The sequence below is a fragment of the Marinimicrobium locisalis genome (assembly GCF_039822625.1).
Classification (GTDB): Bacteria; Pseudomonadota; Gammaproteobacteria; order Pseudomonadales; family Cellvibrionaceae; genus Marinimicrobium; species Marinimicrobium locisalis.
In genome coordinates this window covers 1-24,346 of record NZ_JBDLLG010000025.1, presented here as the reverse complement: position 1 = coordinate 24,346, position 24,346 = coordinate 1, and the positions used below count along the sequence as shown (strand labels likewise).

The 24,346-nt window shown below is 60.0% G+C and carries 18 protein-coding genes and 2 tRNA genes; 6 read left to right on the top strand and 14 right to left on the bottom strand.

Annotated features, from left to right (window positions below; genetic code table 11):
- The first annotated feature begins 1 nt into the window (after window position 1).
- Genes AAE514_RS15375 through modA form a run of 3 tightly spaced genes read left to right on the top strand, consistent with a single transcriptional unit; the run spans window position 2 to window position 3,223 of the window.
- Window positions 2-1,975: a CASTOR/POLLUX-related putative ion channel gene (locus tag AAE514_RS15375; RefSeq protein WP_347332439.1), complete on the top strand. Its 1,974-nt coding sequence runs from the start codon at window positions 2-4 to the stop codon at window positions 1,973-1,975.
- Window positions 1,972-2,397 (top strand): Dabb family protein, encoded by a 426-nt coding sequence (locus AAE514_RS15370; RefSeq protein WP_347332438.1) that lies wholly within the window; start codon window positions 1,972-1,974, stop codon window positions 2,395-2,397. Before AAE514_RS15375 ends, AAE514_RS15370 begins: the two co-directional genes overlap by 4 nt.
- A gap of 31 nt (window positions 2,398-2,428) precedes the next feature.
- Entirely contained in the window at window positions 2,429-3,223 is a 795-nt protein-coding gene (gene modA / locus AAE514_RS15365) for a molybdate ABC transporter substrate-binding protein (protein ID WP_347332437.1), read from the top strand.
- A gap of 40 nt (window positions 3,224-3,263) precedes the next feature.
- Here the strand turns inward: modA and AAE514_RS15360 are convergent, their stop codons facing one another.
- Window positions 3,264-4,112 carry an ATP-binding protein gene (locus AAE514_RS15360; RefSeq protein WP_347332436.1) on the bottom strand — a complete coding sequence of 283 codons (849 nt, stop codon included), beginning with the start codon at window positions 4,110-4,112 and terminating at the stop codon, window positions 3,264-3,266.
- Window positions 4,113-4,376: 264 nt separating this feature from the next.
- On the opposite strand from AAE514_RS15360, the gene AAE514_RS15355 reads away from it, so the two are divergent.
- Entirely contained in the window at window positions 4,377-5,381 is a 1,005-nt protein-coding gene (locus AAE514_RS15355) for a diguanylate cyclase (protein ID WP_347332435.1), read from the top strand.
- Here the strand turns inward: AAE514_RS15355 and AAE514_RS15350 are convergent.
- From AAE514_RS15350 to AAE514_RS15290, 13 genes are all read right to left on the bottom strand, one after another.
- Window positions 5,365-6,156, bottom strand: coding sequence for an ion transporter (locus tag AAE514_RS15350; protein WP_430623907.1), 792 nt, complete (start codon window positions 6,154-6,156; stop codon window positions 5,365-5,367). The genes AAE514_RS15355 and AAE514_RS15350 overlap by 17 nt on opposite strands.
- Window positions 6,157-6,241: 85 nt before the next feature.
- Window positions 6,242-9,868: an ATP-binding protein gene (locus tag AAE514_RS15345; RefSeq protein ID WP_347332434.1), complete on the bottom strand. Its 3,627-nt coding sequence runs from the start codon at window positions 9,866-9,868 to the stop codon at window positions 6,242-6,244.
- 83 nt (window positions 9,869-9,951) lie between these two features.
- Entirely contained in the window at window positions 9,952-10,656 is a 705-nt protein-coding gene (locus tag AAE514_RS15340; protein ID WP_347332433.1) for a DUF4194 domain-containing protein, read from the bottom strand.
- Entirely contained in the window at window positions 10,637-12,139 is a 1,503-nt protein-coding gene (locus tag AAE514_RS15335) for a Wadjet anti-phage system protein JetA family protein (protein ID WP_347332432.1), read from the bottom strand. Before AAE514_RS15335 ends, AAE514_RS15340 begins: the two co-directional genes overlap by 20 nt.
- Before the next feature lie 7 nt (window positions 12,140-12,146).
- On the bottom strand, window positions 12,147-12,434 hold the full coding sequence (locus AAE514_RS15330; RefSeq protein ID WP_347332431.1) for a DUF3012 domain-containing protein: 288 nt from the start codon (window positions 12,432-12,434) through the stop codon (window positions 12,147-12,149).
- A gap of 25 nt (window positions 12,435-12,459) precedes the next feature.
- Window positions 12,460-13,440: a porphobilinogen synthase gene (gene hemB, locus AAE514_RS15325; RefSeq protein WP_347332430.1), complete on the bottom strand. Its 981-nt coding sequence runs from the start codon at window positions 13,438-13,440 to the stop codon at window positions 12,460-12,462.
- Between the two features lie 602 nt (window positions 13,441-14,042).
- The gene (locus tag AAE514_RS15320; RefSeq protein ID WP_347332429.1) at window positions 14,043-14,468 is read right to left on the bottom strand and encodes a hypothetical protein; all 426 of its coding nucleotides are present in this window, start codon (window positions 14,466-14,468) and stop codon (window positions 14,043-14,045) included.
- A 43-nt stretch (window positions 14,469-14,511) separates the two neighbouring features.
- A complete protein-coding gene (locus tag AAE514_RS15315; protein WP_347332428.1) occupies window positions 14,512-15,120 on the bottom strand; it encodes a transglycosylase SLT domain-containing protein in 609 nt (202 codons plus the stop codon).
- Window positions 15,120-17,165 (bottom strand): NAD-dependent DNA ligase LigA, encoded by a 2,046-nt coding sequence (ligA, locus tag AAE514_RS15310; RefSeq protein ID WP_347332427.1) that lies wholly within the window; start codon window positions 17,163-17,165, stop codon window positions 15,120-15,122. The genes AAE514_RS15315 and ligA overlap by 1 nt, the downstream gene beginning before the upstream one ends.
- 56 nt (window positions 17,166-17,221) lie before the next feature.
- Window positions 17,222-18,325 (bottom strand): cell division protein ZipA, encoded by a 1,104-nt coding sequence (gene zipA, locus AAE514_RS15305; protein ID WP_347332426.1) that lies wholly within the window; start codon window positions 18,323-18,325, stop codon window positions 17,222-17,224.
- Between the two features lie 32 nt (window positions 18,326-18,357).
- A complete protein-coding gene (smc, locus tag AAE514_RS15300; RefSeq protein ID WP_347332425.1) occupies window positions 18,358-21,867 on the bottom strand; it encodes a chromosome segregation protein SMC in 3,510 nt (1,169 codons plus the stop codon).
- Window positions 21,868-22,031: 164 nt separating this feature from the next.
- Window positions 22,032-23,312: a c-type cytochrome biogenesis protein CcmI gene (gene ccmI, locus AAE514_RS15295; RefSeq protein ID WP_347332424.1), complete on the bottom strand. Its 1,281-nt coding sequence runs from the start codon at window positions 23,310-23,312 to the stop codon at window positions 22,032-22,034.
- On the bottom strand, window positions 23,309-23,842 hold the full coding sequence (locus AAE514_RS15290; protein ID WP_347332423.1) for a cytochrome c-type biogenesis protein: 534 nt from the start codon (window positions 23,840-23,842) through the stop codon (window positions 23,309-23,311). The genes ccmI and AAE514_RS15290 overlap by 4 nt, the downstream gene beginning before the upstream one ends.
- A gap of 174 nt (window positions 23,843-24,016) precedes the next feature.
- On the opposite strand from AAE514_RS15290, the gene AAE514_RS15285 reads away from it, so the two are divergent.
- Together AAE514_RS15285 and AAE514_RS15280 are read left to right on the top strand one after the other, a co-directional pair.
- Window positions 24,017-24,092 (top strand) — tRNA-Val (locus AAE514_RS15285).
- A 13-nt stretch (window positions 24,093-24,105) separates the two neighbouring features.
- Window positions 24,106-24,182, top strand: a tRNA-Asp gene (locus AAE514_RS15280).
- Window positions 24,183-24,346 lie beyond the last annotated feature (164 nt).

Genomic DNA, 24,346 nt, shown 5'->3' with positions numbered 1-24,346 from the left:
AATGCTGCCGTTGCGTTTTATAGACCGGGCCAAGTTTTTTGTCGAGCGCCAGTTCGTCAAAGGGGCGCTCTTCCAGTTGCTGGTTGTCGGCGCCATTATCGGCCTGATTTCTCTGGCAGGCGGATTGCTCGCCTTCCCCGCTGGACAGGGAGAGGATGTGGGAGATGCCATCTGGTGGGCCTTTCTGCGGCTGACCGATCCGGGCTACTTGGGCGACGATGAAGGCTCCTGGCTTAGAGCGGTTTCCACGCTCCTCACCATCAGCGGTTATGTGGTGTTTATGGGTACGCTGGTGGCCATTCTTACTCGCTCGCTGATCGCCCGCATGACCGAGCTCGAGCGCGGCATGACGCCGGTTGCCTATCGCAATCATGTGGTCATTCTCGGCTGGAACAGCCGCACCCTGCCCTTGATTCGTGAACTGCTCAGCGCCTCCGGCAGTATGCGCAAACACTTATTGGGACGGGACAGCTCCCGCCTGAAACTGGTCGTGCTCGCCGAGCAAATGTCCGCCGCCCAGGCCCAGGAGCTACGCAACGAGCCGGGCATCGGCCGCAAGGCGAAACACATTGTGCTGCGTTCCGGCAGTCCCCTGCAGCCCGATGCGCTCCACCGCGCCGCCTGCCTGAACGCCGCCGCGGTTATTATTCCCAGTGAAGCACACGAACTGGGCAGCCTGGTCAGCTCCGATGTGGAAACCGTTAAGGCCCTGATGTCGCTGGATGCCCAGGCCCGCGCCCAGGGCGTTTCCCGCCCGTTTGTGGTGGCGGAAATCCAGGATTTGCGCAAGCTCCCCATTGCCCGCCGTGCCTATGACGGCCCCCTTCAGGTGGTCGCCGGGGATGTCACCATCGCCAGCCTTATGGCCCAGAACCTGATTCATCCGGGGCTATCGGAAATCTACAACGAGCTGCTGGCAGACCAAAGCGGTAACGAATTCTACGTGCGCAGCGGCGAACACTTCGGCGGGGAAACCCTATCCAGCGTCGCCATGGCGTGCCCGCGCGCCGTGGTTTGTGGAGTGCTGACGCGCCGCCAGGGCCAATGGCAGGTACACCTCAACGCCCCTTCGAATACGCCGGTGCGAGCCGAAGACAAAGTCATTATGATCGCCCAGGAATTGGAGGACACCCAGCCTCTCAAGGCCAGCGGGCATCGGCTGAACCCGGTGGAGCGCCGGGGCCCCGACCCCAAGCAGGCCCCCTCCAGCCGCCAGCATCGCCGCCGAGTACTCATTCTGGGGTGGAATGAACGGCTGCCAGCGCTGGTGCACGAGCTGGGCAGTTACCGCCACTACCGCTTTGATCTGGACATTGTCTCCATCGTGCCGCCCGAAGAGCGCGACAAAGCCATCATCCGCTATCACAACGGCAAGGTTCGGGCGCACTGCCACCATATCCAAACGGACTTTATGCTCGAAGGCGAACTGCACGACATCGACCCCGCCCAGTATGACAGTATTGTGCTGATCAGCAGCGACCGGCTGGGCAGCGGGGAAGAGGCCGATGCCCGCGCCATCGTGGGGCAGAGCATTATTGAAGAGCACCTTCAAGACGTGGACAACCCTCCTCACCTGTTGCTTGAGCTCAGTGACCCGGACAACGCCATTTTGCTCGGCCAACAACGGGGCGAGACGATTATCAGCCCTCTGATTCTGAGCCACTTGCTTGCCCAAGTAGCGCTGCGCCCGGAGCTGCGCCTGGTATTTGACGAGCTGTTTACCGAAGGCGGCGCCGAGATTGTATTTCGGGCGCCGGAACACTACGGTATTAAAGGGCCAGTGCCCTTTTGGAAGCTGGAAACACTGGCCGGCGAGCGCGGGGAGACGGCGTTGGGCGTGTTGCACCATTCTTCGCAAGGCGTCCGACAATTGCACTTAAACCCCAACCGGGAAGCGGCCCTGGCGATTCAGCCTCACGATCAACTGGTTATTCTTGCGGATACCGGCATTTACAAAGGAGCAGAAAAACAATGACCACCAAAACCAACCGTCGGCAGTTCCTCACAGGCGCCGCGGCTTTCAGTGCCGCCGCCGTGGTCCCCGGTGTGCAGGCAAAGCACCACGATCACTCCGGCCCGGACACACTTCCCAAACTGACTCATACGGTGTTCTTCTGGCTGAAAAACCCGGAGTCAAAAGAGGACCGCGACGCCTTGATTGCCGGGCTCAAGACGCTGGCAGACATCGACACCGTCAAGGGTATTCACATCGGCGTGCCGGCTTCCACGGAAGAGCGGGAAGTGGTCGATAACAGCTACCAGGTCTCGGAGCTGCTGTTCTTTGATGATGTGGAGGGGCAGAACGCCTATCAAACTCACCCCATTCACGAAAAGTTTGTGGAAGAGTGCTCTCACCTTTGGCGCAAAGTTGTTGTGTACGATTCCATCGCCGTTTAATGCGACGGTAGCCACACCTTTTCGGGACGTTATGAACGTTTTGACCCCATCAAGCCCACGCCCCTCCCGCACTGGCCGTTCAATCAGGGCGTGCCTGGTGGGCTTGTTGGCGCTTTTGGCACAGGCTTGCACGAGCGACGTAGAAGAGCTGCACGTTGCCGTTGCCTCCAACTTTACGGCACCGATGAAAGACATTGTTAAGAGCTTTGAGCGCGAGACGGGTTACCGCGTCAGGCTATCTTTTGGAGCGTCGGGTAAGTTCTATGCGCAAATCCGCAATGGGGCGCCCTTCCAGGTTTTTCTCTCCGCCGATCAAGCCAAACCGAAAGCCCTGGAGCGCGAAGGCTGGACCGCTGAGGGCACCCGGTTTACTTATGCGTTGGGGGCGCTGGCGCTCTGGTCCCGCCAACCGGACCGGGTGGACTCGCGGGGGCAAGTCCTACGCGAAGGCGATTTCAATAAACTCGCCCTCGCCAACCCCCGGCTGGCACCCTACGGCGCCGCCGCAGTGGAAGTGCTGCAGAGCCTGGGGCTGGCCGAGGCGACCCGCCCCCGGTGGGTCCAAGGGGAAAATATCGCCCAGACCTACCAGTTTGTTCACACCGGCAACGCCGATATCGGTTTTGTCGCGCTGTCTCAGGTACTGGAGAATGGCGAACTCAAGGGAGGTTCGGTTTGGCGGGTTCCCTCCAGCCACCACAGTCCCATTCGCCAGGACGCGGTGTTATTAAAAACCGGCGCCGATAGCGAGGCGGCCAAAGCTCTGTTGACGTTCCTGCAAAGCGATACGGCCGAGCGTATCATTCAAGGCTACGGGTATCACTAATGGGGTGCACGGCTGATTCGGATAGCCGTAGATGCCTCACTCAACGCACGTCCACAAAGTCCCGGGCAAACTGCCAAGCCACCCGGCCGCTGCGAGCGCCACGGGTACGGTGCCATAGCAGTGCGCTGGATTCGGCCTCATTGCTCCAGCGTCCTCCCATGGCCTCCACCCAGTAGCGCGCCGCCGCCAGATACTCCTCCTGACTAAAGGGATAAAAGCTCAGCCAGAGGCCAAAGCGGTCCGAGAGCGAGGTTTTTTCCTCAATACTGTCGCTTGGGCGAAGCTCCCCTTCTTCGTAGCTCACATCCAAATTATCGCGCATGCTCTGGGGCAACAAGTGGCGCCGGTTGGAAGTGGCGTAAAAAAGAACGTTCTCGGAAGGAGCGGCAATGGAACCGTCCAGGGCGGATTTCAGGGCCTTGTAGCTGGCATCCCCTTCTTCGAACGACAGGTCGTCACAAAACAGGATGAACCGCTCGGGGCGGTCTTCCAACATTATGAGAATATCGGTCAGCTCGGGCAGGTCCGACTTGTCCACCTCAATCAACTTGAGTCCGCGTCCGGAAAACTCGTTCCAGACCGCCTTAATCAAGGTCGACTTCCCGGTCCCCCGGGCGCCGGTCAGCAGCACATTATTGGCCGGCTGCCCTTCCACGAAACGCCGCGTGTTGCGCACCAGCGCCTCTTTCTGGGGCTCGATATTCTGAAGCGCCGCCAACGCCACCCGGTGCGGGTGGCGAACCGCCTGCAGGTGGCCCCGGCCATTGACTCGCCGCCAACGAAACGCCTGAGCGCTCCAATTAGGCGCCGGAGTCACCGGCGGAACCAGCCTCTCGAGATGCCCGAGCAAGGCATCCAGTCGTTGCACAATCGCATCCGTTTGACTCACGGGAGCTCCTCTACACATTGAATTCGGCCGACAGGTCGCGTCGCTCAGTCTTTCAGCTATACTCAGGGCACTGTTCCGAGCACTTGGCGTGCATATTAACAAATTGCCAGGTGTTCGCTAACCTTGCTGACCTTTATAGTACCTGATTTAAATAGTACCTGATTTAAAGGGACAGTCAGGCTGCGGCCGGCGAGCGCTTTGGGAACAGAACGTTGGAATGAGAGTCTGGAATGCAGATCTGAGTAACAAGGGTTCGTTACACACATGGATTATAGTCCCACTTCTGAAACGCTTATTTCGGCCGCGCGCCTTTATTTCGACACCTTTCTGTGTCACCGGGATCCCGAGGCTTCGGCGGCCCTGGCCAGCAACCGAATCACCGGGTTCGGTACCGGTGCCCAAGAGCAGGTCTACAGCGTGGAGCGAGCGCTGGAGCTGTACCAAGCGGATACCGACGCGCTCCCCAGCCCGATTGAATACTGCCTACAGCATATTCAAGCGCAGCCTTTAACCGACGATGTTGGTGTGGTGATGGGAGAGATGGATTGGCATTTTACCTATCTAAACCAGGCCGCCAGTCTGTTGAACATTCGTTTCTCATTGGTGATGCGTTGGATCGACGGGGCCTGGGTGCTCGAACACAAGCACCTGTCGCAGCCCTCTCAGGCTCATGGAGAGAATGAAGGCTATCCGCTCAAGGAACTGGAGGAGCGAAGCCAAGTGCTGCGACGGTTGGTCAAGGAGCGTACCCGAGAACTGGAAGAGACTAACCGGTTAATGCAGCGTTTGGCGACTACCGACCCCCTCACCGGGTTATACAACCGCATGCGCACTGACGAAACCCTGGACGCTGAGATTGAGCGCCAAAGTCGCTGCCCTACCCCTCTGGCGTTGATTCTAATGGATATCGACCACTTTAAGGTGGTCAACGACGGGCACGGCCACAACAAGGGCGACCAGGTATTGGTCGAAGTGGCGACCATCCTCAGTCAGCGTGTGCGGCGTACGGACTGCCTGGGGCGCTGGGGCGGAGAGGAGTTTTTGCTGATTTGTCCCAACACCACCCTGGAGGCGGCCCGCCAGGTCGCCGACGAGCTGCGCCGAGCGGTGGCCTACCAATACTTCGGAGAGGAGATCGATATCACCATGAGCCTGGGGCTGACCCAATACCAACCCGATGACACCCGGGAAAAGCTGCTGGAACGGGCCGACCGGGCCTTGTATCAAGCCAAACAGGACGGCCGAAACCAGGTTAACTTTTCTCCCTAAGCATTGCTTTAAGTTCCGTTAACTCGTCGCGCAACTCCTTTAAGGTAGGCTCACCCTCCTCCTGGCGTTCCTTGCGGTGCTGCTCATCCAACACATTAACCACAATACCAATAATCATGTTCAAAAAGGCAAAAGCTGACAGGAAAATAAAGGTGACGTAAAAGATCCAACTGAACGGGTAGTCCGTCATGGTTTCGTACATGACGTCGGTCCAGTCCTCGAAGGTCATGACTCGGAAAAGCGTCAGCATACTAATGGCGATATCGCCCCAAAGCTCCTCGTTGACGCTGGCGAAAAACATGCTCCCGATCGCGGCATAAATGTAGAAGATGATGAACATCATCAGGGCCACATAGCCCAACTGCGGCATTGCCCTGAGCAGCGACACCAGCAAAGTGCGCAACTCCGGGATAATAGAGACCATCCGCAGCACTCGAAAGACCCGGACCAAGCGGCCCACCAGCGCCAACTCACTGTCTTCGATGGGAATCAGGCTGACCACCACAATGGTGGTATCGAAAATATTCCAGCCGTTCTTGAAGAAGTCCCGCTTGCGCGGCTCCCCCAGAAAGCGGATGGTAATTTCCACTAGAAAGAAGACGGTAATAAACCAGTCAGTGATGACAATGGCGTTGGACACCAGCGGGGGGATATCATACGTTTTGGCGCCGATGACCAGCGCCGAAAAGATAATAATGCCCACCACGAACAACTCGAACGCCTTATTGCTGCGCAGCTGGTTGAAACGGGCTTGAAGCGTTTCGTTTGAAATCATTGTTGATTGTCTCTAGAAAGGCCCACTGCCGCTCCGGCGTCGTTTTCGCCGAAGCGCCAGCTTGTTGAAAAACGACCGGGTTACATCATTCTTCAACTTCTTCCAGAAAGTCCAACTCCGCCTGCTGGCGGATGGTCTGGCGATGGTTGGCCATCAATTGCTGAATTCGCGCCCGGTCGCACTCCTGGCGGTCAAGCACCACGCGGGTTTTCAGCTCCCCGGTGTGTTCGGCGGTGGCGCATTTGCTAAACACAAACTGGTTGGAAATCAGCTCCAGGAAGGGGCCGGACTTGCTGCTGGGCATAATAAACAACAACTGTAGCCCCAGGCTCTCGGTCAGGTAGTGAATCACCTCCCGGGAGCGGTGTTCGTCCATCTTGGAGAAAGCCTCGTCCACCAGCACCATTCGCAGGTGGCTGTTGCCCTCGCCAAAACGGAAAGCCGAAGTAATGGCGGCGCTGCGAATAATATACGCCGGCGTCTCCAACTGGCCACCGGAACCGGTGCCGTACTGGCTCAAAGCGATGGGCTGCTTGCCTTCGGGTTCTTTGTAAATCTCATAGCGCCGGTAGTTTCGATAGTCCGCCAAGCGCTCCAGTTCCCGCAATGCTTTCTGTTCATCGTCATCCAGAAGCATGGACATCAGCCGCTCCCGGACCTTCTGGTGCTTGGGCTCCAGGCTGATATCAAACAGGGTTTCCCCGTCACCCAGGCTGGGGTTGTCGATAATCGCCTTGAAGAACTGCCAGTACTCCTTGAATTCCGGCACCCACTGCCAGTCGAAGCGGAAACGCTCGCGGTCCGCACCGAAGCGGTGGTGTTCCAGCTCACGGTTAAGGTCTTCCAGTACCCGCTTGCCATCGTTAATCGCTTGGTAAATGGAGTGACAGAGGTTGGTGACGAAGGCGTTATTGAAGCTCTCCCGCAGGGACTGCAATTCGCTGTGGCGCTGGGCAAGAATATGGTTTTTGTCCCGGTTGTACAGGCTGTCGAACTGCCGGCGCAGTTGGCATACCCGGGCGAAGTTGTCCCGCCCGAACTCATCACTGAAATTCAGTTCCAGGGCAATGGCATCGGCCTGGCGACACACTTGGTTGTGCTGCATTACGGCCTGCTGCAAGCGGTGCATGCCGGATTTGAGCTCGCCCTGAACTTCCGCGAGCTGCGCCTCGTAATATTTGGCCTCCCGCAAATCCTCGTCCACCGCGGCTAGCCGGGCTTCCGGGTCAAAGCCCGGCACCAGGGCGTCCAGCCCCTCCAGGCTCGCCTCACAGGATTCAACCACCGCGAGGGTTTGATCCTGGTCACGGTCCAGGGTGTGACAGCGGCTGTCGATATTCTTGAGCTCGGCGAGCAAATTGGCCCGCTCTTCGTTGAGCGCCCGCCCCTGGGCGGCCTGCTCGTCCACTTTCGCCTTTAACGCCGCCAGTTCTTGTTCAAGGTCTTCGCCGGCGCTGAGGTCCAACTGCTCGGATTGCTGGTCCAGCGTTTGCAGCCGGCGTTGGGCGCTAAGCAATTGCTGTAATAAGTCACCGTGGGACGGTGCGGCGACCTTATCCACGGCGGCCAGCAACGCGGCGGCTTCGCGGGCCAGCTGCTCGCAGGCCTCCCATTCGCGGGCCAACGCATCGCGCTCCTCCCGCCGAGCGGTCAGGGCACGCTCCCGCGCGCTTTGGCCGAAAACCAGATCGCTGTCGGCAATATCACAACGAAACAGCGAATAATTGCCCGAGCCCAGACAGTCCTGGGTCACACCGCGCCGGGTGCGGCGCAGCGTCTCGGCATCGGCTACCCGTTGCACGGCACCGTAGCTGGCGCGCAGGTAATTCTCCGCCGTGGCGTGGCTGAAGTGCATGACCTCAACCACGCTGCCTTCCGGCGCGGCGCCGAGTTTTTCTACATCACGGCGGGCTTTTTCACCCTGAATGACGCGGGCCTTCTGGCCCTGGCCGGGCAGGCTTCGCACCAGGCGAATGGCCTCTGCCTCGCAATCCGGATCGACAATCAAACCGAAACGGGCGCCGCCCAAGTAACCCTCAATGGCCGACTGCCAGTCAGGGTCGGTCACTTCCACTTGATCGCATAGCACCCGCGCGTCGGCTTCAGGCAACTGTCGGTGTATTTCAGCCAGCGCTTGCTGTACGTAGGGAGGATAGCTCACCTCTCTCGCCTCCAGCGCGCGCATTTCCCGCTCGAGCCGTTCCAGTTTAGTACGGGCCTGCTCGCTGGCCTGTTGGCGTTTTTCACACTCGCGCGCAAGCTGGTCCCGCAGGTGGCTTTGGCCTTCTACGCCCTCAAACCAGCTGGCCACCCACTGGCGGTGCTTTTGTTGCTGCGCCAGGGCTTCATCCAGCCGGGCTTCCAGGGGCGAGATGTCAATCCAGTCCTGGTTCAGCCAGCCGTGAACGTCCAGACGGAGATCGTCGTCCGCAATTTCCTTGAGCCGTTTGACAAAGGTCTTATCGGCCAATGTCGGCAGAGCCAGGGCCAGAGAGGTTTTCTGCAACCCATCCCGAAGCGAGCCGGCACTGGCCACGTTGCGCTCCACCTGCTGAAGCTGTTCCAGCAGTTTCGGGGCCGACTGCTGCAAGCGCTGCTCTTCGCCGCGACGCTCCTGCACCAGTTGATCCTTTTCCCGCAGGCTGGGAATGCCCAGGCGCCGGGTATTTAGATCCAGCAGCAGTTGCTGGAGGTTATCCCGGCGCTGTTCGCTCAACTCAATGGCCTGGCGGCTGGCTTCCACCGCTTCGCGCTGCTCCTGTTGACGGCGTTTTTCCGTCAGGTATCGGCTCTGGCAGTCGCTGTAGCGGCGCTTGGCCAAGCCGTAATGCAACAACTGCCAGTCGAGCCATTGGTCGATAAAGGCCGCCGCGGTATGGCGCCCTTGGTTGAGGCGTTCAATGGCATCCCGAAGTTGGCGCGCTTCGGCTTCCATGCCGTGAATGCGCTTGAGCATGGCGGAGACGGAACGGACGGCTTCACCCAAGTCCCGAGGCTCAAGCACTTCGTTGGCCACAAATTCGTCGATGCCCTTGATGGGCTTGTAGGCCATAAAGCGTGAGAAGGCCCGCGCGGCATTCATCGCTTCGCGCTCGGGCACCGCGTCGGCACGGTCTCGGATCAAGCCGTACAAGCGCCCGAGGTAGGCTTTTTTCTTATCGTACTTCTCCACCGCTTCCGGTCCGAACTGCTTACGCAATACGCTGTAGACCCGATCCAGCGGCAGCACGTAGCGGCCCGCCTTGTCTTCTTTCAGTAAATCCTTGAGGGCGAGCTGAACACCGGGCAACAGGAAGAACTGGGTATCGTCCAGGCGCGCGACCCGTTGCTGGCCCGAGCCTTCCAGGTAGGCGCGCATGCCGATCAACGCGGTAAAGGGTTCGCTGGTCTCTCCCGGGGTGGGATAAAACACCGCCCCGAGATAACCGTCGCACCCCCCCGGACGGGCGTAGGCGCCGTCGTCGCAGCCCAGAATGTAGGAGGCCAGAGTACGCACCTGTTTGCCGCCCCGTCCCCGCTGGCTGGCTTCGTCCTGCCCCGGGTTAAAGTGAAACAGGTTGTCATGGGCCGCGGTCATCACGGTCTGAATAGCGTCCGCCGCCGTGGTCTTGCCGGAGCCGTTGCCCCCGGAAAACAGGTTGATGGGGCCGAACTCGCATTCGGTGTTCGGGATATTGCCCCAGTGGATATAAATGAACTTTTTCAGGTACATAGTGTGTTCGTGCCCACAAATTGGGGAGTCTTTTCGGTCTGTAGGTCGGACGACGCTTCGCTCACCCGGCCTACGGAAATGCGTTACGTATTCTGTGAGAACAGGGAGGCGCCTTCCGGGGGGGAGTCTTCCGGCTCTGGCGCTACCTCGGTTTCAATCGCCTGTTTCAGATTATCGAGCCATTCGTTGCTAACCAGGTTCACAATCAGCGGGCGCACCTTAATCCAGCTGTCAGTCTGCTCCAGGTCCGCTTCGTGGGCGTAGTGAATCAACCGCAGTTGGCGCAGGCGGCGAAACAGTTGCCGGCGTTCCACCATATTCTCTGGGAGGCTGCGCTGAAGCAGATTTTTGCTCGCCAGGGCCACCGCTTCCACCGACAAGGTGGCACAGCCCTGCTCGTCGATGATGCCCTCGCGCACGGACTTGTCGTACTCGGCCCGAAGAATCAAGACCAATGCAATTTCCGCCTGGGTGAGACGGGTGCGGAACCCCCCGTTAAAGGGTTCATCGGCCTCGTCTTCAATACCGGGCACGCGCGCGCCGGGGGGAATCAGCCGAACAAATTGAAAGCGTTGGTCGTGCTGCAAGCGCACACCCATCAGGCTGAGGTATTCATCCACCAGCGCTTCGATGCGCTCAAACCGATCGTACAGCTCCGCCTCCACTTGGCTGTCGTCCCGGCAGAGCACGCCGTAATCCAGCAAGCGCTGAATCAGTTCGCGCCAGTCTCGCAGGCTGAGATTTTCCGCAGTTAACGCCTGTTCCAGGCTATCGGTCAGACCGCTCATGAGCGTCCTCGGTCAGTTCAATCGTGTATTCGTCGCGGCGGGTAAAGAAGCCGCCATCGGTTATGCCGGGGCTGTCCTGCAGCCACTGGTCGTCCTGATGGACCCGAAAGCCGAACTCGGAAGACAGGTTCGCCGAAGCGCCCACTTCGCTGGCCCGCGCCAGGCTTAACAGCTCCGGCAGAGACTCGGCTACCAGGTCCCGACTGCTGACGCGCCCGGACTCACTCAGCGCCCGCTGGACAAACGCGCGCACGTCTTTGCCCTGCAAGGTAAAGGCCTGTTCGAGCGCCTGCTGAACAAACAGCTGCTTTTGAGCCTCCCGGTCCAGGGGCTTCTCGTCGTCCAGGTCGCTGCGGATGGGCGTTTTATCCCGCCGCTCCCGCAGTACCAGTTGCCCTGGATCGAGATAGCCCAGGTGCATGGCCGACCAGCCGTCGCCGTGTTCACGCAAGAGCGCATCCTGCCGCTCGCGCGGCTGCTGGGAGAGCATCTGACACAGCTCCAGGGCACTGTCGCCGCTTTGGGTGTGAATATAACTGAGCTGGCGGATGATAATATCCGCCCGCTGGGTAAAGGTGTTCAACGCCTTGCGCAGTGCCGGTAGCATGACCTCACAGGCGTTTTTTAACCGGGTCTCAATGGCCTGTAGCAGAGTTTCGAGCAAGGAGCTGCCCGACACCACCCGCTGAGGCAACAATGCCCGCAACCGCATCTCCATCACCGCCCGCCAGTCTTTTTCAGCGGCATCGCCCTGGCCAAACTTCCGTTTGCGGCGAATGCGGCTGATAATATGAGCGATCTGGTCCCGGTACTTTTCCACGCTGTCCGCCGACAGGCGTACTTCCAAGTCCGGCTTGAACACCTTTTCCATAAAATCGAAAAATTCGTCGCTGGCCTGCTGCACCAACTGCCGCGCTTCCACATCGCGAACCAGCTGACGCTTGCGCTCTTCCAGCTCGGCAATCACATCCGTAAAGTCGCTGATAATTCGCTCGGAGTATTCGTAAGCGTCCAGCAGGTCGTACACCTCGGCCCGGTCCAGAAACGCCTGTAGGCTGTTGCGGGTATTGCGAGTGTTCCGGTGACGGGTACGGAAGTCATTGTGCTGATTGGCCGCGAACGGCTGAGTAAACAGCCGGCCCATGCGGGAAAAACCGTAGCTGCTTTGCAGGTTGGCATCGTCCACCCGACGCTCCAACCAGCCGGCCTCCAGCAGACGGTTAATAATAAAGCCGGCCAGTTCGCGCTGATTCTTGAACCGGCCTTCAGTGTCCCCCGGCTCGTCCCGACTATCCAACACCGGCGTGCGGGCGATGGCTTCCTTGAAGATATCCAACAACCCTTCCCGGTTGAGTCCGGAGCCGTAATCGCGCAAATCGGTGTACAGCCGCTGATACAACAGGCGCAGGCACTCCGCCACCACCTCGCGGTATTTTCCGGTCAGGGGGTTGAAAAAATACGGACGCTCTTCGGTAAAGAACATTCAGTAATTATTCGTAGATGCAATTGTCGGCAAAGGTTTTGGAGTCCTCTTGGGTCCAGTCGGCGTTGGGAACATTCATCATCTGCTCACACCAGGGCTCGCTGCCCGGGTCGGCCTCAATCTCAAGCTGAGGAATCTCCGAATCGGTCTCAGCGGGAGCGGGAATCACCCCGATATCGCGGGAGGGCCCCGCGGCAAGCGACTCTTCTGGAACCGGCGGCTGGTTCATAATCAGCGCAATGCCGCCTACAATCATCAGCAAACTGGCCACAATCAATGCATAAATCGCCTTCATTCCACCCTCTCCGCTACTCGAATTGCTATTGCGCCAGCCAATCGGCGGCATCTTCCGCAAAATAGGTAATAATCAAGTCGGCACCGGCCCGCTTAAACGCCAGCAGACTTTCCAACGCCACGGCTTTCTCATCCACCACCCCGGCGGCCGCGGCGGCTTTGATCATGGCAAACTCCCCACTGACCTGATACACCGCCAGTGGCCGCTCGGAGTGGGCCCGAATATCCGCCAGCACATCGAGATAGGCGATGCCGGGCTTAACCATCAGCACATCCGCCCCCTCGCCTTCGTCCTGCAGGGACTCGGCCAGCGCCTCACGCCGGTTGGCCGGGTCCATCTGATAGCTCGCCCGCGTGCCCTTGAAGTTGCTGTCCACGGCATCCCGGAAGGGCCCGTAAAAGGCCGAGGCAAATTTCGTGGAGTAGGACATCACCGGCACGTGACCGTAACCCGAGGCATCCAGCGCCACCCGAATCGCCGCGATCATACCATCCTGCATGCCCGAAGGGGCAATCATATCCACCCCGGCTTTCGCCGCCACTACCACCTGCTTTTGCAGGTTGTTCAAGGTCGCATCGTTGTCGACGTCGTGATCGTGCACCACGCCGCAGTGGCCGTGGTCGGTATACTCGCAGAAGCAGTTATCGCTGATCACGCACATCTCGGGCTGGGCCTGCTTGGCGGTGCGGATCATGCGGGCCATGAGCCCGTCTTCGTTCCAAGTGTCTGACCCGATATCGTCTTTGTGGCGGGACACACCGAACAACAACACGGCCCGAATGCCCTTCTGCCAGGCGCCCTTCACTTTCTCGGCCAGTTGGCTTTCGGGGTAGCGGACCACGCCGGGCATGCTGCTGATTTCTACCGGCTGGTCGATGCCTTCTTCGATGAACAGGGGGAGGATCAGGTCGCTGACCGTCACGCGGGTTTCCCGGACCATGTCGCGCAGCGCGCCGGTGCGGCGCAGGCGGCGGAAGCGGAATTCGGGATGGGTGTCGTTGGTCATTTTTTAGCCTCGGTTGTTTAGCCTGTTCTGTAGGTAATTCTCATCACTTCGTATTGGAGCGCTCCGGGTGGGCATATCCCTGCAAGACCCGCCGTAAACCCGGTCCTACGCGCTCCGGGCGCTTACGGACACTTCCCACATCCATGTGGGTCGTCCATGGGGGGTTCTCATCGGCATCCATGTAGGCGGCGGCTTTGGCTTCCTGCGTCGCCCTAGCACCTACATCCATGTAGGCGTCAGAGAGTCTTGCCGTGGTATGCCCACCCTGAGCTTGTGCGAGCTGGAAGTTGTGGTGAGATAGCACACTTTCTCTTAATGCCCGTCAGGGGATGATTTTGCCCTTTTTGGTAGGTGGCGTTTCACTTGCCTACCCTACGTGTGTACGAGCAATAGGTGTATTCATTGCGACGAGCGGTCTCTTGGCGGATGCGGCTTCGCCTTATACGCCCTACGTATAACGGTGGCACTTAGGGTCGGAGTGAGGTGTATGGTACCCAGACCGTGGAGCGGGGGACCCGCGATTCGAGCCCCCAGGGAGGGGTTTACGGCGTGTCTGGGTACCATACACCTCACTCCGACCCGGAAGCACTATTGGCACCCCCTCAAACAGCCAAGGCACCTTCGTGGGACCACTCGCAGCGGACGTGCATGTCGCCTGAGCCCGGCTTGTGATAGTTCGCCGTGGACTCCCAAGTGAACGTATGCGTGCCCGACAGCTCCGTCTCCAGGTGTACCGTCGCCGAGACCCAATACATACGGCTCAACAAATCCTCAAACTGCGCGAGCCACTGATCCCACTCATACTCCACCGCCTTATAGGACGCCCCGAAATGCATCACCTCCGTCTGATAATGCCCCGGACGGAGCTCCACCTGCGGAATCGAAAACATCTCCTGAGACAAAAACGGCCAATCATCCGCATGAGGCAACGTCAACATCGCCTCACGGTTCACCACCAACCGCTCACCCTCAGACGGCAAATACGCCGTATCCTTAATACAACCGTAAACAATAGACTCCTGATCCATAGCCGCTCCTGTTACGACCTCACCAAACTCAATCGATACACAATCACCGTAGCGGCCACCACCAAGGCCCCTTAAACCGGCGCTCACACTCTTCCAACTGCTTCTTGTAACGTTTGGCCCGCTCACCCACCTTATTGGCCACGCCCACCAGCCACGCTTTGCCCTCATAAGTGCGGCGCTCATAGCCGCCGTGCCCCTCGTGGTAGGCCAAATACAGATTGCGCGCATCACTCTTGCCGATGCCCACCCGTTTGTGGCTCTGAGCGTTATACCACCCGACGAAATCCACCGCATCCGCAAAGCGGCTTCGGCTGGCCCAGTGGTTGCCGCTCATGCGCTGGTACTCCTTCCACGTCTCATCCTTCACTTGGGCGTAGCCGTAGGCACTGCTCTTGCGGGGCCCCGGAATCACCCAGAGAATCTTCGTGCGCGGCGGCTTGGCCTTGGGCTTGAAACTCGACTCCTGGTACATGATCGCCATCAACGTCGAAATATCCGAACCCCAGCGGCGCTCCGAGCGGCGGGTGTCCTTGTACCATCCGCGCTTTTCATCGAACACATCGCAGATATTATCCAAGCTCTTGGGCGGGGCCGAAGCACAGCCACTCAACAGCGCCAGCGCCAAAACGCCCAGTAAAGCCGAGTACCGCATCAGGCTTGCTCCCATTTTTGCAACAACTCCATCAGGGCCGACTCGTCGATGATATCGACCTCGAGCTCCTCGGCTTTTTTCAGTTTCGAGCCCGCGCCGGGGCCCGCCACTAGGTAATCGGTTTTCTTCGAGACGCTTCCGGCCACTTTGGCCCCCAACGCCTGCAAACGTTCCTTGGCTTCATCCCGAGTCAGGTGCTCAAGGGTGCCCGTGATCACATACGTCAGGCCCGCCAGCGGCAGGGATTCGCGGTCCACCGGAGCCTGTTCCGGCCAGGTGACCCCGGCCTCGCGCAGTGCTTTGACCGCCTCCCGGTTGTGTTCCTGGGCAAAGAACTCGGCCACGAAATGGGCCACCACCGGGCCGATATCCTCAACTCGCTGCAACTTGTCCTCATCCGCTTCGGCCAGTGCGTTCAGGCTGCCGAAGTACTGGGCCAGGTTGCGGGCGGTGGCCTCCCCGACTTCCCGGATGCCCAGGGCGTAGATGAACTTGGCCAGTGTGGTCTCTTTGCTCTTTTCCAGGGCGTCGAGCAGGTTATCGGCGGACTTCTCCCCCATCCGCTCAAGCCCGGTCAGGTCCTCCCGGGTGAGTGTGTACAGGTCCGCCACCGCCTGGACTAAGTCCTTGTCGACCAATTGCTCAACCAGTTTGTCGCCCAAGCCGTCGATATCCAGAGCCTTGCGCGAGGCATAGTGTTTGATCGCCTGCTTGCGCTGGGCCGGGCAGATCAGGCCGCCGTCGCAGCGGGCCACGGCTTCCCCCGGCACCCGCTCCACCGGCGAGTCGCACACCGGGCAACGGTCGGGAAACTCGATGTCTTTGGCATTTTTCGGCCGTTTGCCGGTCACCACGGAAACGATCTGCGGGATAACGTCGCCGGCCCGGCGGATGATGACAGTATCACCAATTTTGACGCCCAGGCGCTCGATTTCGTCACGATTGTGCAGGGTCGCGTTGGAAACCGTGACCCCGCCGACAAATACCGGGTCCAGCCGGGCCACGGGGGTCACGGCGCCGGTACGGCCCACCTGGAATTCCACATCCAGCAGGCGCGTCATTTCCTCCTGAGCCGGAAATTTGTAGGCAATGGCCCAGCGGGGGGCTCGGGCCACAAAACCCAGCTCGTCCTGCAGGTCGAGTCGATTGACCTTGAAGACGATGCCGTCGATATCGTAGTCGAGCCCCGAGCGCCGCTCGCCCAGGGACTGGTAGTATTCAATGCAGGCCTCGATGCCCTCCACCACCGCCATTTCCCGGTTGATTTTCAGGCCCCACTGACTCAGAGCCTTGAGAATATCCGAGTGTTTGCCGGGCAGGTCGCCGCCTTCGGTATGGCCCACGCCGTAGGCACACATTTCCAGCGGCCGTTTGGCGGTAATCCGGGAGTCCAACTGGCGCAGGCTGCCGGCGGCGGCATTGCGCGGGTTGACGAATGGCTTGTCGCCGGACTCCCGCGCGGTGTCGTTCAGACGTTCAAAGCCGGCTTTGGGCATATAGATTTCGCCGCGCACTTCCAAGACCGCCGGAAAGCCTTTACCGCGCAGTTTCAGGGGAATGGAGTCCACGGTACGCACATTCTGGGTAATGTCTTCCCCCTGGGTGCCGTCACCGCGAGTGGCGCCCCGGACCAGCAGTCCATCGCGATAAAGCAGGCTCACGGCGATGCCGTCGAGCTTGGGCTCGCAGGCGTATTCGAGGGTGGCCTCGTCCTGGAGCCGTTCCCGCACCCGGCGGTCAAACGCCACCAAATCGTCCTCCTCGAAGGCGTTGTCGAGGGAAAGCATGGGGCGCTCGTGGGTGACGGTGGCGAAGGCGCTCAAGGGCGTCTGCCCCACTCGCTGGGTGGGAGAGTCCGGGGTGACCAGATCGGGATACTCCGCTTCCAGGTCCTGGAGCTCACGCATCAGCCGGTCGTACTCGGCATCGGGAATCTGCGGATCGTCCAGGGCGTAGTAGCGGTAATTGTGTTCTTGAATCTCGGCCCGAAGCTCTTGAGCCCGGGCGCTCTTCTCAGCCGGAATGGCGGAGTTGGATTTGGCCATGTGGCGGTGCTTCCTACCGATCAGGTGACGACAAAGCTCGGCTCAAGACGCGAGCCTCAAGGGGCCCGCGAGAGCTGTTTGCGCTCGAATTCATGGATTCGCTGGCGACAATGCTCCTGGGTTTGCCGGGTCAATACGCTACGGTTCTCGTCTTTCATCTCGCCACCGAGCGCAAACGCAATGGAGCGGGCCGCTTCCAGCATTTCATCGAAGACTTCGACGTTTTCCAGTTCCACACTCTCCGTCTCCAGTGGCAGCGTCATGAACAAGCTGACCCCGGGAGTCGTAAAGTCATCCATCGCATCCAGATCAAAGGTGCCCGGCTTGACCATATTCGCCAGGCTGAACAGGATCGAACCGCCGCCTTTCGGGTCCTCATAGCGGTGGAAAATATTCATATCGCCGTAGCGCAGGCCCGCCTCCAGCAGCGCGTCCAGGAGCGCATCCCCGCGGAACTGCTGGCCGCTGGGCGCCATCACGTTGATGATTAACACCTCCTCCGGTGGCGGTGCCGGTTTGGGTTCCGGTTTAGGCGCCGCCGCTTTGGAAGCGGTCGGTTTGGCGGCCGAGGGCTTAGGCGTTGAGGGCTTCGCCGAGGGTTTCGGCCGCTCGGCCTTGGGGGCGGCCTTCGCTGTGGGCTCGGGACGGGCGGGTTCAGATTTTTCCCGGGTCTCGGCCATGGTCGGTTCGATACGACCGTCATCGCCCCGTTCCTCTTCTTCGGTTTCCATCAAAATGGGGACCGACTCGTCGAGGTTCAAGCTTACCTGTTGTGGGATGCTACCGCGTCTGGTCTCGGGGGCCTCCGCCGGTGCTTCTTCGGTCGGGTGTTCTTCCTCGGGGTCCGGATCGTAGGCTTCATCGAGCCATTCGCCTTCTTCTTCGGTATCGTCCATGTCCACTTCGTCGGCGGGTGGTTGCCCTTCGAAGGGCCGCTCATCTTCCGGAGTTTCCCGGTAGGCCACCACGCGCGCGCCCCCGTTGGGCAGCTCGGCACTGTTGTAGTCGTCCCCGCCCGTTCTCGTGCCGCTCGCGCTCGAGCGACGCATGGAACGAGAAACTTTTAGCGAATCTCGCTGAGCGTTGCGCATGCGCCGCCAGCCATCGAGCAGGATCCCGAGGATCAGCAGGATAATGAGTATCGTCAGCCAGTCACCCATAGCGTTTTCCGTCAGTTACTCCGTTGGGGGCATTATACGGCGGCAAGTTCGGCCGCCTCGTCCACATCCACCGTCACCAGGCGGGAAACGCCCGGTTCGTGCATAGTAACACCCATCAGTTGATGTGCCATTTCCATGGCAATCTTGTTGTGGGTAATGTAAATAAACTGTACGTGTTCCGCCATCTCTTCCACCATCCGGGCATAGCGGCCCACGTTGGCGTCGTCGAGCGGCGCATCCACCTCATCCAGCATACAGAACGGCGCCGGGTTGAGGCGGAAAATCGAGAATACCAGCGCAATGGCCGTCAGGGCCTTTTCCCCACCCGAGAGCAAATGGATGGTGCTGTTTCGCTTACCGGGGGGCCGCGCCATGATGGCGATACCCGTATCGAGTAAATCTTCGCCCGTGAGTTCCAAATAAGCGTGCCCGCCACCGAATACTTTCGGGAAGAGCTCTTGCAGCGAGCGGTTCACCTCGTCGAAGGTTTCCTTGAAGCGAGTCCGGGTTTCCCGGTCGATTTTCTTGATGGCGTTTTCCAGGGTTTCCAGCGCGTCGCGCAGGTCTTCATCCTGGGCATCCAAGTACTGTTTGCGCTCGGACTCGGTCTGGTATTCGTCAATGGCGGCCAGGTTAATGGCCCCCAGGCGGGCAATACGCCCGGCAATTTGTTCCAGTTCCTGTTCCAGCGGCTTGACGTCGGTGCCCTCGGGCAATTCGGCCAGCAGAGCGTCCAAATCGAAGGCTTCCTCCTTTAGCTGCTCGGCCAGGCCGGAGCGCTGCACTTCGAAGGTTTGCGCCGCCAGACGCTCCTGCTCCAGGTGGGAGCGCACCGCCTGGACTTCCTGTTCGGCCTTGTGCCGGGCCTGCTCGGCCGTGCGCAGCTCGTGCTCGACCGCTTCCAGGGCGGAGCGGGCTTCGGACAGCTCGCCCTCGACGGCCAGGCGCTTGTCGAGGTTGGCTTCCAGCTCGAGCTGGTGCTCTTCCGCCGGGTCCCGGGTTTCCCCCAGGGCTTCCATCAACTGTTCCTTGCGCTCGCGCAGGCGCTGGGTCTGCTCCTGAAGGCGGGTAATGCCCAAGCGGATGCTGTCGAGCTGAGTTCTGAGCGACTGGGCACGCATGGCCATTTCGTGGGCCTTGTCCCGGTCATGACGGGCCTTCTGGCGGGCGTCATCCAACCCACCGCGGATGCGGTCGCGCTCTTGCATCAAACGCTCGCGCTCATCCGTATCCTGCTCCATGGATTCGATCGCTTCGCTCAAAATCATGCGGGCTTCGGCCAGCTGCTCGCTTTCCTGGTCCATCTGCTCGCTGGCTTCGCGAATTTCGGTTTCGGCCCGCTCGCGCCGGACCGATATCTGTTCAATGCGCGCCTGCTTGGCACTTAGTTGGGCGCGCAGTTCGCTGGCCTTGCGGCTTTGTTCGTCCACCTCGCGGCGGGTGGTCTCTCGTTCGCGCTCCAGGTTCTGGACGGTCTCACGGCCTTCGGTGCGGGCCTCGTCCACTCGGGCCACTTCCGCTTCGCGCTCCTCTATGGTCGCGTCCAGCTCTTCCAGCTCCTGACGGCGGGCAATCACCCCCGCGCTGGCATCGGTATCCCGGGCCACTTTCAGCCATTGGGGGCCGAGCCAGATGCCATCCCGGGTGATTACCGATTCGCCGGCTTCCAGTTGATCTCGCAGCGCCAAGGCTTCCGACAGGTCTTCTGCGATATACACGCCCTGGAGCAGGTCGCTCAGATCCCAATCAGCCTGCACCTTGTCCTGCAAACGAGCCGCTTTCCGGCCGGTGGAGGCATTGGGCCGGCGGTCGGTATCCAGCAGCACCAACTCGCCCTGGCTGAGGCCGGCCAGGGTTTCCGCCACGGCGTCCAGCCCTTCCACGCACACCGCTTGCAGGCTGTTTCCAAGCACCGTTTCCACGGCCTTGTCCCAGTCATCAGACACGGTGAGGGTTTCCGCCAGGCGCGGCTTGTCGGTCAGTTGGTGCTCGGCGAGCCAGTCGGCCACGGCTTCACTTTTCTCGCCCAAGGCAGCCTGTTGCAGGGCTTCCAAAGACGCGTGCCGACCCCGGAGGCTTTGCAGTTTGCTGCGGGCCTGGTCCAGCTCGTCGGCAAGGCGGTTGTTGGCCTCGCGCTGGTTGTCCAACTGGTCGCCCAACTGCTCGCTGCGGGTGCGTTTTTCGTCGATCACCAAGTCCAGCTCGGCCAGCTGCTCGTTCAGCTGTTCAATTTCTTCGTCGGCGGAGCCCACCTGAAGGTTGGAGCGCTCTTCCTTCAAGCGGTCAATTCGCTGTAACAGCCGCTGCTGGACCTGCTCCAGGTGCTGAATGCGCGATTGCTGCACTTCGGCCCGCTGACGAGGCTCGGCGGCCCGCTGGTTGAAGCTGTCCCACTCGCTCTGCCAGCGCTGCATGGCCTCTTCGGCCTCCTGCAGGGCATCGCCGGAGGTTTCCTCGGCGGCGCGAATCAGTTCGAGCTCCGGTTCCAGTTCCAGCAGCTCCGCTTCCCAGCCCTCGGCCTTTTCCCGGTCGAACTGCAGGCTGTCTTCCGCCTCGCGACTGTCGCGGTTGGTCTGTTCCAGGTCCGTTTGCAGCTGACGGCCGCGCTCCTGGGCGTGCTGGATCGTCTGTTCAATGCGGGCGATATCCGCGCCGATGGCGTAGTAACGGCCCTGCACTTCGTTGAACTTGTCCTGCAGCTCGGTGTACTGGCTGCGGCATTTCTCGATCTGGGTGTCCTTGTTGACCTGGTCGGTCACAAAGGACTCCATGCGCAGCTCCAGGTCCCGAATTCCTTCCTGCTTAACCTTGGCCTGATCGTCCAGATTTCGGTATTTCAACGCCTGTAGTTGGGCCTTGAGCTGGCGCTCTTCCTTTTTGAATTCCGTGTACTTCTCCGCGGCCTGGGCCTGACGCTGCAGACGACTGAGTTGGCGCTCAAGCTCTTCGCGGATATCGGTCAGACGTTCGAGGTTTTCCAGGGTACGGCGCATCCGGTTTTCGGTATCGCGCCGGCGCTCCTTGTACTTGGAAATGCCCGCTGCCTCTTCAATGTAAACCCGCAGCTCCTCGGGCTTCGCCTCGATCAAACGGGAAATCATGCCCTGCTCGATGATCGCGTAGCTGCGGGGCCCCAGGCCGGTACCCAGGAAAATATCGGTAATATCACGGCGCCGACACTTGGTGCCATTCAGGTAATAGATGTTCTGGGCGTCGCGGGTGACCTTGCGCTTAATGGAGATTTCGTTGAACGCGGCGTATTCACCCTGAACGGTCTTGTCGCTGTTGTCGAATATCAATTCAATGGAGGCCTGCCCCACCGGCTTGCGGGCGTTGGAGCCATTGAAGATGACGTCGGTCATGGACTCGCCACGGAGGTTCTTGGCGGAAGACTCCCCCATCACCCAGCGTACGGCGTCGATAATATTGGACTTGCCACAGCCGTTGGGGCCGACAACCGCACACAAATTGCTGGGGAAGTTGACCGTGGTGGGGTCGACGAAAGATTTAAAACCGGCCAGCTTGATACACTTGAGGCGCATAGGTCCCTAATTCACTCTGTTCTTGGCGTTGAGTACAACCGCCGGGCGGTCGTGCGGGCCTTTGCCAAAGCCCGCTAGCTCATTGAAATCATTAGAATTTTAACCTTCCCGAGTGGCGTCTCGGGAAGGGAATCACAAAGGCGGGAATTCTACACGGATTCGCCCTATTCGGCGATGGGTTCGTCGATGGTCACCGTCAATGAATCGGGGATAGCGCTGAGATCCACGGGTCCCACGCTCCCCTGCCAATCTCCGGGCTGCGCGGAGGCATCTCCACTCTTGGATAACCGGGCCACCACTTCAACCTGGCTGACAGAGGCCAGAGAGGCGGCGGGTGACATGGCCATAGTTTCATCCAATGTAATGGATGTTGGCAATTGTTTGGCCTGGATCGTAGTGATGGCGAGAGGCATCTTGGAACCCTGCCAGGCACGGGCGTAGATAAACACCCGTTCGTCCCCGGAGTGCTCCACCCCCTCTCCCAGACGAACCTGCACGGGAATCGCAGTGCCTTCCGCCTGGTCAGTGTCGGTTTGTGTCTCGGGCGCGTCTTCCCCGAGCGCCTGCCGGGCTCGCTCTATACCCCGCCGAAAGGCCATGGCGTTCCCAGAGCGCGGCTCCATGACGGCCACCGCCCGCTCCCAATAATCGATAGCCTGGCGGTAATTCTTTTTGCCAAAGGCGTCGATGCCCGCCAGCCCCAGAGCCGTCGTTTCCTGAGGGTTGGAGGCCAGCGCCTCTTGCACCAGGGTTCTGGCGCGGGCATTGAGCTGATTGTCGTCCCGGATAAACAGTGTCTCGGCCAGCTCCGCCTGAATGCGTGGGGAGTCAGGCTCCTGGGCCAGAATTTCCTGGTAGGCTTGAATGGCCTGTTCATAGTGGCCCAGCTCTCTGGAATAGTACGCCAGCAGATAGCGATACTCCGTGGCCTCCGGCTCGTCTTCCAGATGCTTCTTCAATTGCTCAATCAACGCCCAGGTACGTCCCGGGTCAACTCGCCGGTCGTTATTCAGGTCATCCCGGTCCGCCATGGCCTTATCGGCGCGCATGGCCGCCAGCTTCACATCATCACTGGCGCCACGCCATTGATAAAAGCCCACGCTGGCGATTAGCAGTGCCAGGGTGGTCATCACCAACACGCGGCCGCCGGGCAAGGCTCGGCCACGGGTCGGCCGACTGGCCGCCAGCTCGCGCTCTTCCTGCAGCAGCGCCCGCTCCTGCTCAAGCTTCAATTGCTCAAAGGCTTGCGAGGAAAGCCGCCCCGCGTCCCGAGCGGCTTCCAGTTCGGCCAGATGCTCCCGAAACAGCGCGACGTTCGCTTCCAAATAGTGCCGGCGAACCCGCTCCAGGTGGGAGCCGGAGGCTTTGCGACGCATCGGCCACAAAAAAAACGCCAGCGCCAGGGCCGTCAACAGCGCAATGGCCAACCATAGGGGTAACATCATCGTTTCGGTGTCTCGTTGTCGGTGTCGTTTAGAATCTCGTTGAGGTGGGCCCGCTCATCGGCGCTTAGTTCACTCTGCGAGACTGATTCCGATTGGTTGGCGGGATCGCCGCCCCGGCGCTGACGGACCACCCAAATCAGGATAATGATGCCGATAATCAGCACCACCGGCGGGCCGGCCCAAAGCACCAGCGTAGCGGTGCTCAGGGGCGGACGGTAAAGCACGTACTCGCCATAGCGCTCCACCATAAAGTCCACGATTTCTTTGTCGGACCGTCCGTCTTGGATCAGCCGATAGACTTGGTCCCGCAGGTCCTTGGCTATCGGCGCATCGGACCCCGCCAGGTTCTGGTTCTGACACTTGGGACAGCGCAGTTCATCGATAAAGCTCTGGTAGCGCTCCCGGTCGGCCTCGTTATCAAACTCACGAACATCCACCGCCGCCTGAACGCCGGCGCCCATAGCCAGCATCAAGGTCAGCAGACACCATCGACACCAGATGTAGTTAATACGCAACACGTGATTCGACACAGCACCCCCGGGTGATTTTAGCGAGCCGGAAGTATAACAAGCCGCCAGCGACACTGGCGAGGCAAGAGCCCCACCTTTTACAAGAGTTTTCGCGAACGGAAGATTTTTGAAAAAAATGCCAAAAAGGAATTGACCTCAGCCCCCGTTTCATTAGAATACGCACCTCTTGAGCGGGGGTGGTTAGCTCAGTTGGTAGAGCGGCGCCCTTACAAGGCGTAGGTCACAGGTTCGACTCCTGTACCACCCACCACGTTCAATACCGCGGACCGGTAGTTCAGTTGGTTAGAATGCCGGCCTGTCACGCCGGAGGTCGCGGGTTCGAGTCCCGTCCGGTCCGCCATATTACGAAATAGCCCCACTCGCTGGGGCTTTTTTGTGCCTGTAAGAAACTGCCGTGGTTGGCTGCGCCCGGATTCGACCCGTCGGAACAGCTAGCAAACAGCGTAGGTTAGGTAAGCGGTAGCGCCACCTAACAGTTTTCCATCCCCCTCCCTACTCATATTG